Source organism: Halomonas sp. R57-5 (assembly GCF_900070345.1).
Taxonomy (GTDB): Bacteria; Pseudomonadota; Gammaproteobacteria; order Pseudomonadales; family Halomonadaceae; genus Vreelandella; species Vreelandella ventosae_B.
Window position 1 is genome coordinate 4954141 of the sequence record NZ_LN813019.1, and the last position, 12758, is coordinate 4966898.

The 12758-nt window shown below is 51.4% G+C and carries 12 protein-coding genes; 5 read left to right on the top strand and 7 right to left on the bottom strand.

Annotated features, from left to right (window positions below):
- Positions 1-39: 39 nt before the first annotated feature.
- The 3 genes from recF to dnaA form a co-directional block, all read right to left on the bottom strand.
- Positions 40-1143 carry a DNA replication/repair protein RecF gene (gene recF / locus HALO_RS22625; RefSeq protein ID WP_035582423.1) on the bottom strand — a complete coding sequence of 368 codons (1104 nt, stop codon included), beginning with the start codon at positions 1141-1143 and terminating at the stop codon, positions 40-42.
- A 119-nt stretch (positions 1144-1262) separates the two neighbouring features.
- A complete protein-coding gene (dnaN, locus tag HALO_RS22630; protein WP_035582420.1) occupies positions 1263-2366 on the bottom strand; it encodes a DNA polymerase III subunit beta in 1104 nt (367 codons plus the stop codon).
- A 60-nt stretch (positions 2367-2426) separates the two neighbouring features.
- Complete coding sequence (gene dnaA, locus HALO_RS22635) at positions 2427-3893, bottom strand: chromosomal replication initiator protein DnaA (protein ID WP_050714072.1); 1467 nt, start codon at positions 3891-3893, stop codon at positions 2427-2429.
- Positions 3894-4427: 534 nt separating this feature from the next.
- On the opposite strand from dnaA, the gene rpmH reads away from it, so the two are divergent.
- From rpmH to mnmE, 4 genes are all read left to right on the top strand, one after another.
- Complete coding sequence (gene rpmH, locus HALO_RS22640; protein WP_008959105.1) at positions 4428-4562, top strand: 50S ribosomal protein L34; 135 nt, start codon at positions 4428-4430, stop codon at positions 4560-4562.
- Between the two features lie 13 nt (positions 4563-4575).
- On the top strand, positions 4576-4968 hold the full coding sequence (rnpA, locus tag HALO_RS22645) for a ribonuclease P protein component (RefSeq protein WP_081899120.1): 393 nt from the start codon (positions 4576-4578) through the stop codon (positions 4966-4968).
- A gap of 121 nt (positions 4969-5089) precedes the next feature.
- Positions 5090-6778 (top strand): membrane protein insertase YidC, encoded by a 1689-nt coding sequence (yidC, locus tag HALO_RS22650; protein ID WP_050714073.1) that lies wholly within the window; start codon positions 5090-5092, stop codon positions 6776-6778.
- Positions 6779-6904: 126 nt separating this feature from the next.
- Positions 6905-8275, top strand: coding sequence for a tRNA uridine-5-carboxymethylaminomethyl(34) synthesis GTPase MnmE (mnmE, locus tag HALO_RS22655; protein ID WP_035582414.1), 1371 nt, complete (start codon positions 6905-6907; stop codon positions 8273-8275).
- Between the two features lie 20 nt (positions 8276-8295).
- Here mnmE and HALO_RS22660 read toward each other — a convergent pair whose 3' ends face one another.
- The 4 genes from HALO_RS22660 to rdgB form a co-directional block, all read right to left on the bottom strand.
- Positions 8296-9141, bottom strand: coding sequence for a 23S rRNA (adenine(2030)-N(6))-methyltransferase RlmJ (locus tag HALO_RS22660; RefSeq protein ID WP_035582412.1), 846 nt, complete (start codon positions 9139-9141; stop codon positions 8296-8298).
- A 96-nt stretch (positions 9142-9237) separates the two neighbouring features.
- On the bottom strand, positions 9238-9912 hold the full coding sequence (locus HALO_RS22665) for an OmpA family protein (protein WP_035582409.1): 675 nt from the start codon (positions 9910-9912) through the stop codon (positions 9238-9240).
- Between the two features lie 78 nt (positions 9913-9990).
- Positions 9991-11175: a radical SAM family heme chaperone HemW gene (gene hemW / locus HALO_RS22670; RefSeq protein ID WP_035582407.1), complete on the bottom strand. Its 1185-nt coding sequence runs from the start codon at positions 11173-11175 to the stop codon at positions 9991-9993.
- Positions 11168-11776, bottom strand: coding sequence for an RdgB/HAM1 family non-canonical purine NTP pyrophosphatase (gene rdgB, locus HALO_RS22675; RefSeq protein ID WP_050714074.1), 609 nt, complete (start codon positions 11774-11776; stop codon positions 11168-11170). Before rdgB ends, hemW begins: the two co-directional genes overlap by 8 nt.
- A gap of 281 nt (positions 11777-12057) precedes the next feature.
- On the opposite strand from rdgB, the gene HALO_RS22680 reads away from it, so the two are divergent.
- Positions 12058-12750: a response regulator transcription factor gene (locus HALO_RS22680; protein ID WP_027958498.1), complete on the top strand. Its 693-nt coding sequence runs from the start codon at positions 12058-12060 to the stop codon at positions 12748-12750.
- The last annotated feature ends 8 nt before the right edge of the window (positions 12751-12758 follow it).

Sequence of the window (12758 nt, forward strand, 5' to 3'; positions counted from 1 at the left end):
TTAACCGGCTAAACCTGACACCGTTCTAACTAATCAGCGCTAGCAGGTTGGCTCTAAATGGCTGAGACCCTGCTCGGTATGTTTCACGTGAAACATCTTAACTTCGGTCTCAGGCCGCCATGTATTTCTCAACGCGGAAGGTTCGACACTGGTAATAAATGCTTGGCACTGCATATCTTCGAGTAATCCACAAAACTGATGACGATTATGCTCGTCTAGTTCCGCTGGCAAATCATCGATAAGGTAAATACAGTGCCGCTGTGCTGTTCTTTCCAGAAACCGGCCTTGGGCGAGTTTTAAAGCGCTCACCACTAATTTTTGCTGGCCTCTGGAAAGTACTTCTACCGCAGGCTGCTTGTTTATCCTAATACGTAAGTCAGCACGCTGTGGGCCTTGTTGAGTAAAACCCATCTGCTGATCGGTTAGCCGACTGTCGTTTAACACCGACGCAAGCGATCGATCTTTATCCCAACCTCTGGCGTAATGGAGCGACAAACCCGGCAAAGGGAGTAACACTTTAAGCGTCTCTTCAAAGACAGGCAGAAAGTCACTAAACCAAGCGCGACGCAATGTATCCATCTGTTCGCCCCACGTGGCTAGCTCTTGCTCCCACACCGCCATTTCTTGAGGTTGTATTCTACCACGCCTGAGCAGTGCATTCCGATGTTTCAACGCACGCCGGGAGCGCTTCCAGATGACTAAAAAATCATGTTTCACGTGAAACACCCCCCAGTCGAGAAACTCACGACGACCAGCAGGAGAGCCCTCAAGCAATCGGAAAGCATCTGGGTTAATTAACTGTAGCGGCATCGCCTCTACCAACTCCGCCAGACGAGCATTTTTATCCCCCTTTAAACGTAGCTCTAGCTCTCTCTGGGCACGTAAACGGCGCACGCCCAGGGTAACCTCAGGCTCACCGCTTAAACGCCCGTAAAGCGTCATATACGGCTCATCTTTTTGGATCGCGTTCTTTAATTGACGCGTTCTGAAAGAGCGCCCCATACCCAAAATATGCACCCCTTCTAACAGGCTGGTTTTTCCACTGCCATTAGCACCACTAATAACATTGATACGCGAAGAGGGGCGAATCTCAACTGGCTGGAGATTACGCAACGCATGGAAATTAAGCAGTGTCAGGCTCATCCTATTATCACCACTTAAAACATCCTCGGAAAAAGGCAGTATTCAAACGTGTTAGCGGCGCTCTGTTACCAGAAGCGCCGCTAACGTGGCCTGAAAATATAATACTAAGCACCAAAAAATTACAGGCGCATCGGCATAACGACATAGAGTGCATCACCGCCACCGGGCTCTTCAAGCAACGCACTACTATTCGGGTCAGCCAAGGTAATCTGCACGCGATCTTCATTAAGCACTGTCAGCACATCAACCAAGTAGCCAACATTAAAACCAACCTCCATCGCCCCGCCATTATACTCGACGGCGATATTCTCCTCGGCTTCTTCCTGCTCCGGGTTGTTGGCCATTACTTTGAGGTTATTCTCCTCAAGATAAAGGCGTACACCACGGTACTTCTCATTAGAAAGGATAGCTGTACGTGAAAGCACTTGGCGAAGTGCTGCGCGTTCGGCGATCAATACTTTGTCGCCATTGCGCGGCACTACACGCTCATAGTCAGGGAATTTACCGTCGATAAGCTTTGAGGTGAAGGTAAAATCACCTGTATGGGCACGCACATGGCTAGAACCGAGCGTTAGGCTGACAGGCTCATCGCTATCGTCCAACAAGCGCGACAGTTCTAAAATACCCTTACGCGGCACAATCAGCTTTTGAGATTGGCTGACGGTGACTTCGATTGGACGTGAACACATCGCCAAACGGTGGCCATCCGTTGCTACGGTGCGTAACAGGTTGCTTTGAATTTCCAGCAGCATACCGTTGAGGTAATAACGCACATCCTGCTGTGCCATGGCAAACGAGGTGGCTTCAATCAAATGCTTTAGCGTACCGCGGGGTACGCTAATCTCCTGGCTGCCATCCGCATCTTCGATATTGGGAAACTCAGCAACAGGGAGCGTCGATAGGGTAAAACGTGAACGACCACTGCGGAGTACTGCGCGCCCCTCTTCAACGGCAAGTTGAATATCAGACTGATCGGGCAGCGATTTACAAATATCCATCAGCTTACGCGCAGGGACTGTGGCAGATCCCGCCTCATCGACTTGGCTGGCCACAGTGCGGCCAACAAGCTCAACTTCTAAATCAGTGCCAGTGAGCGACACTTGGTCACCCTCTACTTGAATCAGCACATTAGACAGTACAGGTAGCGTTTGGCGACGCTCAACTACACCAGCGACCAGAGTCAGCGGACGTAGCAGCGCCTCTCGGGAAATCGAAAATTTCATCAATACTCCGGTTCTATATCCTGAAAGACCTGCGCGTAACAGGCCCGTTCCATGGGATGATTAACTGGTCAACAGGCGCAGTAAATTCTTGTAGTCCTCACGAATATCCGCGCTCTCTTCCTGCAATGATTTCACTTTTCGGCAAGCGTGCAAGACCGTTGTATGGTCACGTCCGCCAAAGGCATCGCCAATCTCCGGCAAGCTGTGATTGGTTAGCTCCTTAGCAAGCGCCATCGCCACCTGACGAGGCCGAGCAACTGAGCGTGAGCGGCGCTTGGAAAGCAGATCCGCCACCTTGATCTTGTAATATTCGGCCACCGTGCGCTGAATATTATCAACCCCTACCTGCTTATCCTGAAGCGCTAACAGGTCTTTCAGCGATTCACGAATAAAGTCTTGGGTAATGGTTTTACCCATGAAGTGCGAATCAGCGATGACTTTTTTCAATGCGCCTTCCAATTCGCGCACGTTGGAGCGAATTTTCTGAGCAATAAAGAACGCCGCGTCGTGAGGTAAATCGACCTTAGCTTGGTCGGCCTTTTTCATCAAGATAGCCACGCGGGTTTCAAGCTCCGGCGGTTCAATCGCTACCGTGAGGCCCCAACCAAAGCGTGATTTAAGACGCTCCTCTACCCCACTGATCTCTTTTGGATAGCGATCAGAGGTGAGGATCATTTGTTGCCCCCCCTCCAAGAGCGCATTGAACGTATGAAAAAACTCTTCTTGCGAACGCTCTTTTCCAGCAAAGAACTGAATATCATCAATGAGTAACGCGTCGACACTACGATAAAAACGCTTAAAATCGTTTATCGCATTAAGCTGTAGCGCTTTGACCATATCGGCGACAAACCGCTCTGAATGCAAGTACACCACCCGGGCATTTTCACGCCGAGTTGCCAAAGCATTCCCTACCGCATGCATTAAGTGGGTTTTACCAAGACCTACACCACCGTATAAAAACAAAGGGTTATAGGCGCCGCCAGGGTTTTCAGAGACCTGGCGGGAGGCAGCCCGGGCCAATTGGTTCGATTTACCTTCCACGAACGTATCGAAAGTAAAATTAGGGTTTAGCCCACTGCCATGCTTCAAGCTACCCTCTACCTGTACCTGACGTTCGTTATTACGCCGACTCGGCGCCTCATCGCGCAGCCTATCTATTTCGCGCTCATCGGCAATATCACCGCGTGGCGGTGTGTGTACCGCAGGCGATGCTGGTCGCGAAGGTGAAGCCGATACAGGATTGCCCAAATCACGGTGCTGAGGGGCCTGGGTTGCCAAGCGGCGACTTCCCACCGTCAGGCTGACTTTAGGTGGCTTGGCCGGTGCGAGTTCACGCATCAGCTCACTAATCCGCTTGGCATACTTATCGCTCACCCAATCGCGCACAAAGMGATTCGGCGCCAATAAGCGCAGCTCGTTGGACTCTCCTTCTTCTGCCTGCAGCGGGCGTATCCAGGTATTGAACTGCTGTGAATTCAGCTCATCCTGCAGGTTGTCCAGGCACTGTTGCCAAAGCGTCAGTGACACTCATCTCACCATCGGTTGAAAACGGCCGACCATTGTAGCGCCCAAAGCCGCGGTTATCCACACGGGTTTCACCCTCAATATTGGCCTGTGGACAACTTGCAATGAGCCTATGGGAAAACCTTGTGGAGGGATGGGGATAATCGTTAAAAATACACCTTACACAACGCTTAATCACATCTAACCAACACCTTGTTGACCGCTTATACGGGACTTACACACAGATTTTTTATTGTTATATCCTATTGAAAAATCATCAATAAAACTACTTATCCACAAATAGTATCCCCACTATTAATAACAACAGGTTTAGAACTACCTATTAGTAATAATAGTGACTTCATTGATGGCTACCCTGGCTGTATCGAACAAGCTGTAGGTGGTGTGATAAGGCTTTTTATGCAAGGAAAAATTGCACCCAGCAGAGGAAGTCTCTACAATTTCCGGTCTTGAATTGAATCTCCCCGGCTAGTTCCTCACTGGACCGGGCTTTTTGGAATTCACTTTCCGTCCTAAACCACGTGGGAATAACGAGTTATGAAACGCACTTTTCAACCTAGCGTTCTCAAGCGCAAGCGCGCGCATGGCTTCCGTGCTCGTATGGCAACCAAAAACGGTCGCGCCGTCCTCGCACGTCGCCGTGCCAAGGGCCGCAAGCGTCTGAGCGCCTGATCTCGGATTGCGTGTGCCGCAGCAAGGCTTTCCCCGGCAATTACGGTTACTAAATGCTGGGGATTTTAGTCACGTGTTTGAGCAAGCCGACCTGAAAGTGCATGGCAAAGGTATGATGGCGTTAGTCCGCTTGAGTACTCGGGGACATCCCCGCCTTGGACTGGTGGTCAGCAAAAAAAATGTTAAACGCGCCGTAGATCGCAACCGTTTCAAGCGTCTGGTTCGAGAATCCGTTCGCCTTCGTCAACATCACTTACCCTCTGTGGATATAGTGGTGCTTGCTCGACGCGGCGTTCAGGATATCGACAACGACACCTTGCATCGCCAGTTATACGGCATGTGGAAGCGACTTCAGCGTGACGCACAGGCGGTGATCGCAGCACCAACGCCTAAGCGTGACACGTGACCTTTGGTGCACCTCTCGCCGCTCGACCTCGGCCTGCCAACTGGCAGGCTTTCGTGTGTCAAGAGTCGAGTAAATGACACTGCGCCATTAGCATGTTCACCACCCAGCGGGCAGAACCCTCATGGACGTAAAACGACTTTTATTACTGATTCCACTAGCCGTACTCGCCTACTTGCTAGTCGTCCAGTGGAATCAGGATTACGGGCAACCGAATTACGATTCAGTGCCTGAAACAACCCAMCGCAGCAATTCAGCGTCTCCTAGCAATGGTGAAGATCAAGAGGGCGGCTTAGCGGTTCCGAGCACGTCATCACCGCAAAACGCCGTTGATGAAGGTATCCCTGATACCGAAAGCGAGACGTCAAGCCGCGACTTCATTGCGGTTACAACCGATGTTCTCGATGTACGCATTGATCCACACGGGGGCGATATTGTTTATGCAGCGTTACCGCAGCACAAACTATCCCTCGATTCAGACCGTAACTATGTCCTGCTGTCCGATAATAGCAGCCGCAGCTACGTGGCTCGTTCCGGCCTCCAGCTCGACGGTCAAGCCAGTCGTATCACCTTTACGCCAGAAAACTCCGAGTATCGTTTAGGCGATAATGATGACGAGCTAAGCGTTGACCTAACCGCCGATGTTAACGGCGTAGAGGTCATTAAACGGCTTACTTTTGAGCGCGGTAGCTATGCGGTCAACGTCAATCACTACCTGGCCAATAATACCGACGCACCCGTCAGCGCGCGCTTTATTGGCCAGKTGGCACGCGACAATAGCCCTGATCCGTCAAGCGGTGTCTCGATGGGGATGAAATCCTATTTGGGCGCCGCTTACTCAACGCCTGATGCGCGCTATGAGAAGATCGACTTTGAAGATATTCAAGGTAGCAACTTTGAAAATCGTGAAGCACAAGGTGGCTGGATAGCGATTATTCAACACTACTTTGTGTCAGCGTGGGCGCCCCAGCAGGATCAACAAAATCTTTACTACGTCACCACAGACTCCAGTAACCGTAACGTCGTCGCCTTTGCTGGCCCCACAAGTACGGTTGCAGCCGATAGTGAAGCGACGCTGGGCGCTACCCTCTATATGGGGCCAAAAGTGCAGGATTACCTGGAGCAGGTCGCTCCCAATCTGCGCTTAACCGTTGATTACGGTTGGTTATGGTTCATTGCTAACCCGCTGTTTTGGCTGCTGGATCACATCCATGAAATCGTCGGCAACTGGGGTTGGTCGATTGTCCTATTGACCGTACTGGTCAAGACGGTGCTTTTCCCGCTTTCCGCCAAAGCTTACAAATCCATGGGTCGGATGCGTAAACTCGGCCCGGAAATGCAGCGCCTGAAAGAGATGTATGGCGACGATCGGCAAAAAATGTCCCAAGAGATGATGAAGTTCTACCAGAAGGAGAAGATTAATCCACTGGGGGGCTGTTTGCCTATTGTGATCCAGATGCCCGTTTTCATCGCGCTCTACTGGATGCTGCTGGAGTCGGTTGAACTTCGCCACGCACCGTTTATTTTCTGGATTCAGGATCTATCGGTGAAGGATCCCTACTTCATTCTGCCGATTCTGATGGGCATTTCGATGTTCGTTCAGCAGATGCTCAACCCGMCGCCTCCCGATCCTATGCAGGCGAAGATCATGAAGATGCTACCCATCATCTTTACGTTCTTCTTCCTGTGGTTCCCAGCGGGTCTGGTTATCTACTGGGTGGTTAACAACATCATTTCGGTGGCGCAGCAGTACTACATTACGCGCAAAATCGAAAACGACCCAAGCATCGGCAAAGGCATGAAAACCAAATAAGTCCGCCGTTTGAGTAACACCTTCAGACCCCCGCCCTGTGCGGGGGTCTGGCGTTTTAAGGTCGACAAACTCACACTATGACGACTATTCAACTGATACTTCAGCCAATTAACAAAGAGATTCACCATGGCCGAACGCCTTTACACCCCTGACACCATTACGGCACTGGCAACCCCTCCTGGGCGCGGCGGGGTAGGCATTATACGCGTTTCAGGCCCTGCCTGCCGCGAGATCGCTGAAGCCATGGTTGGGCACTGCCCTAACCCGCGATTCGCTCACTACGGCCCTTTTCAGGGCACTGAAGGCAGCATTGATGAAGGTATCGCGCTGTTCTTTAATGGCCCTCACTCGTTTACCGGTGAAGACGTACTGGAACTCCAGGGGCATGGCGGCCCGATTATCATGGACATGCTGCTGGAGCGCTGTGTGGCTCTGGGTGCCCGTTTGGCACGGCCAGGGGAGTTTTCCGAGCGGGCGTTTTTAAACGATAAGCTCGACCTGGCCCAGGCGGAAGCAATTGCCGATCTCATCGATGCCACCTCACGCTCAGCAGCAGAAAACGCCGTACGCTCATTACAGGGCGAATTCTCGAAGCGCGTCTCTGCGCTGGTGGAGCGGCTGATCGAACTACGCGTCTACGTAGAAGCGGCAATCGACTTCCCCGAAGAGGAGATCGACTTTCTAGCCGACGGCCATGTGGCTCAGCATTTAAGCAGCGTCCAGCAAGCGCTGAGTGACGTACGCCAGGCCGCAGGCCAAGGCGCACTGCTTCGTGAAGGGATGAGCGTGGTCATCGCAGGAAGACCTAATGCGGGTAAGTCGAGCCTGCTTAATGCGCTGACCGAACAAGATACCGCCATTGTCACGGATATCGCTGGCACGACCCGGGATGTACTCCGCGAACATATCCATATCGACGGTATGCCGCTGCATATTATCGATACTGCTGGGCTGCGCGATACGCCCGATGCAGTTGAGAAAATAGGTGTCGCCCGGGCATGGGCCGAGATAGAGAAAGCCGATCGGGTACTGCTACTGGTAGATGCCAGCACCACTGCCTCCACCGACCCGATGGCCATCTGGCCAGAGTTCGTTGCTCGCTTGCCTGACCAGGCACGTTTAACCCTGGTGCGGAATAAAATCGATACCAGTGCCGAACCGGCGGGCATTGATTTATCCACAACTCCGCCAACGCTACGCTTATCCGCCAAAACCGGGGTGGGTGTGGATAACTTAAAAACTCACCTGAAAGACGTGATGGGCTTTGCCACCACCACTGAGGGCCGCTTCTCAGCCCGCCGACGGCATCTGGACGCCCTAGATCGCGCCATGGCAGCCCTTGATACCGGTCGTGCTCAGCTCGACGGCTATGGCGCGGGCGAACTGCTCGCGGAGGATTTACGCGACGCACAACAGGCTTTAGGCGAGATCACCGGCGAATTCAGTGCCGATGATTTATTGGGTGAGATCTTTGGCAGTTTTTGTATCGGTAAATAATAGAGCGGCTCAATATCTCTCTACTCCCCCACCCACCAATCCGCCTGGTAGCGGCTATCGGCGCCAAGCAGTGGACAAATCTCCGCCATCGCAGTTGCCAAACGTTGATCCAACCCCCATGGCGGATTAACCACCAGCATACCGCTACCGAACATGCCGTGAGCCTGCTCTCCAGGTTCACGCAACAGCAACTCGCTGCGCCATATCTTACGTATTCCGCTCTCTTTGAGGCTGGTTAATAAGGTGTGATGATGGCCGGCTGGCAACAGCGGATACCAAATCAATACCACTCCGTGGCGCGCTTTCTCCAGCGTATAAGCCACTGTCTCGGCAACTTCCTGATACTCCACTTTCCGCTCGTAACTGGGGTCGATCAGGACACATAGCCGCGGCGATGTAACGGGCAGCATCCCCATTAGCCCCATCAGCCCATCGCCAAACACGCGCTGCGCTTGAGGCGATAACCCTTGACCACTTAGCTGCTCATGCTCACCGGGATGCAGTTCAAATAGCCGCAGATGATCCTGCTCACGCAATGAATGACTGAGCCACCAGGGAGACCCTGGGTAGTGGGTCAGTGTCTCTGGCGTAGGTTGAGCGCTTGTTAGCACTGCTTGCCACCCGCTTAGCAGCCCGTCACTAAACCCCGTGTGGGCTTGCCAGAGCGGCCATACACCCTGTCGATACTCTTGCAAGCGCTGAGTCTCTTGAGCATTCAGAGGATAGAGGCCTCGCCCCGCATGAGTATCGACATATGTAATAGCTGTTTTTTTACGTAATAAGTAATCAATCACCGCGTAAAGCGTTAGATGTTTATGTACATCGGCAAAATTACCGGCATGATAAGCATGTTGATAAGACAGCATGGAAACTCATCGGCAAATGAATGAAAAAAAGCCCGCTACATGAGCATAGCGGGCTTTGAGCAGCAATAGCCAGATTAGTTAGCTTTAGCGCGAATCTTAACCTTGGCCATTGCCAGTGGGGGTTAGGGTAATTTCTACCCGGCGGTTCTGAGCGCGTCCCTGTTCATTATCGTTGCTGGCGACTGGCTGAGTGGCGCCATACCCAGAGGTGTTAAGTCGCGAAGATGAAACTCCATTTTGGGTTAAGTAGTTACCCACGGATTGAGCACGACGCTCAGACAATCGCTGGTTATAGCTCGCATCCCCGGTGCTATCGGTGTGGCCGGCAATATTGACGCGAGTGTCTTGGTACTCGGTGAGTACATTAGCGACTTCGTTAAGAGAGCTGCGTGCTTCGCTGGTAAGATCGGCAGAATCAAAGCCAAAGGTCACGCCGCTGGGCATGTTGAGCACAATATCGTCGCCACGGCGGTCAATTTCAATGCGTGAACCTTGCAGGTTGTCTCGCAGTTGCTGCTCTTGGCGATCCATATAGACACCAATGCCAGCACCCGCTGCTGCGCCCACGGCAGCACCAATTAGTGCACGGTCACGGCGGCTGGTGCTGCCATCACCAGACAGAGCACCTGCAGCAGCCCCCACGGCGGCACCAATCCCGGTGCCCATAGCGGTGCTAGAGCGCTGCGTTTGGCCACCGTAAGGATCCGATGTAGCGCAACCGGCCAGTAGAATAGCAGCCGCCAACGGTGTCAGTAGTCGAGAAATACGCATCACTCACTCCTTGTAAGTCGTCAAGCTTGATGGTTCAAGTCTGTTATTTCAGAAAAAAGAATTTCTGTAGATTGCTGGTCAATCATCGCTGATCAAAGCTAGCAACTCATTCAAGAATAATAGACCTTGAGGCGATGCACGCAGTTTTTCAGGCATTTGCATCAAAAGTCCTTTTTTCTCGGCAGATTGTAAATGCGTGAGTAACATTGCAGGCGCTTCACCGGAGTTAGCACTCCATGTCTCAAGCGACACCCCGTCGGTGAGCCGTAAAGCGTTCATGGCAAACTCCAACGGTAGCTCATCCGATTTTATCGGCTGTTTACCGGCTATAAAGCCACGCAGATCATCTACGCGCTTTAGATAGGCGTCTGGCTGGCGAGTTTTCCAGCGCCGTTCAATGTGCCACTCCCCATTTGAGTCAATACGGCTAAGCTTGCCATGGGCACCAGCGCCAATCCCCAGGTAGTCACCAAACTGCCAGTAGTTAAGGTTATGCCTACTCTGATGATCAACACGGGCGTAAGCCGAAATTTCATAACGCATGAACCCGGCATCTTCCAGGAGTTGATGACCATTGTCCTGGATATCCCAAAGTGCCTCTTCTTCAGGCAACGTGGGTGGGTGGGAGTGAAAGGCCGTATTCGGCTCAAGGGTCAACTGATACCAAGAGAGGTGTTCAGGCGCTAATGCCAGCGCTTGGGCAATATCATCCATCGCTAACTGAGGCGTTTGGCCGGGCAAACCGTGCATAAGGTCAATGTTGATATTGGTAAATCCCGCCTGGCGTGCTTGCGCTACCGCAGTGATCGCTTCATCTCCGCTATGAATACGCCCCAGGGCATGCAGCTGTGCAGGCTGAAAACTTTGAATCCCCAAAGAGAGACGGTTAATGCCCGCGTTGCGGTAACCAATAAAACGCGCTTGCTCAGTGGTACCTGGATTCGCTTCTAAGGTAATTTCTATATCATTCGCAAAGGGTAACCGGGCTTTGATCGCTTTCAATAATTGGTCATAAAACGCGGGCGAGAGCAAGCTAGGTGTCCCACCGCCTATAAAGATAGTCTGGATTTCTCGCCCAGCCGATAAGGCAAGATCTCCATCCAGGTCTTGTAACAACGCATCAAGATAAGCGGCTTCAGGTAAATCCCGTGGCGTAAAACCGTGCGTCCCCGGCTCATGAGAATTGAAATCACAGTACGGGCATTTACGTACACACCACGGCGTGTGGATATAGAGAGATAGCGGCGGCAGCGTATCAGCCATGTGCCMCCTTCAGTAGCTCCACCAAGCCTTGCAGCGCACGTCCACGATGGCTAAGGCGATTTTTACTTTCGCTGGGTAGCTCGGCAACGCTCATGCCCTGATCGGGTAACCAAAAAAGCGGATCATAGCCAAATCCCTCCTTACCCCGAGGATGAGCTAGAATCTCGCCTTCCCAACTGCGTTGCACAATGACCGGCACCGGATCTTTCGGGTGGCGCAAATAAACCAGCACGCACCAGTAACGGCCACTACGTTGCCCCTCAGCACAGTCGCTTAATGCGGCTAACAGCGTCTGATTGTTTTTCTCATCGCTTCTGGGCTCACCGCCATACCGAGCGGAATAGATACCGGGCGCTCCGTTCAGTGCGTCCACTTCAAGCCCAGAATCGTCAGCTAATGCCGGTAATCCACTGACGCGACTCGCTTCACGCGCTTTTAATAGCGCATTTTCAACGAAGGTGAGCCCCGTTTCTTCCACATCAGTGACGCCAAAATCTGCCTGTGGGCGCACATCGAACCCCAAAGGTGAAAGTAATTGGTTGAATTCTCTTAATTTTCCTGTGTTGCCACTGGCAAGAACAAGGGTATTGACGGCGGCCATAGTACGCACTCCAAACAGTAGAGCTGCAGTTTACGCGCTCACTGCTGGTATCAAAAGCCATCAAAATGTTACATAACGTATCTAATGATTAGGTAATTAATTTATTACTTAAATAACAATAAACATTTGTTAAATAACAATATTTTTAATATTAATGAAAATTTTGAAGGGATGAAAAATATTTTTACCATATATTTAATAACAAAACTTTACGAAACGTATCTTATGGTCAACACTTCAGTGGTTACCTGCTCACTCTTTCTTTCCACGAGGGCCACCCAATGTCGCAGGAAAAGTCTACCGGAACGGTGTATGTCGTTACCGAAAAAAGTCCCCAGGTTCAGTTGTTCGCTGAGTACTTGAACAAACACACCGGCTGTCAAATTAGTATCCATTCTCCTCATACAGCGTTACCTATTTCCGCATCGGGCAACTTGCTGATTCTCATTGACAGCGATCATATTGGCATTGATGCACTGCCAGAGTGGCAAGATAAGTTACCCGACACGTTAACTAAAACTCCCCTAGCGGCCTTCAATATTCATGATATGGATCACGCCCTTGAAGCACTTTCGTGCGCTCAGTTAAAAGGCGTTTTTTATCGCAATGAAAGCCTTGAGGTAATTTGTAAAGGCATCCACTCGCTGCTTGAAGGGGAGCTGTGGATGTCACGAGATTTAATGGCGCGTTTGATTCTGTTTTATCGCAAATACCAAAGTAATGCTTTCCGCCCAGCCTGTGGACTGACTAACAGGGAGATGGAGATTATTTCACTGCTTAGTGCAGGCTCTTCTAATCAACAAATTGCCGAAAAGCTGTTTGTTAGTGAACACACCGTTAAGTCTCACCTTTACAACATTTTTCGCAAAATTAACGTCCACAACCGCATTCAGGCCCTCAACTGGATTCATCAAAACTTGGGGCCAATTCTGCCCAATATTGAAACCGCGCGTAGCCTGCAACGCCACCGTTAAAGCCAAAA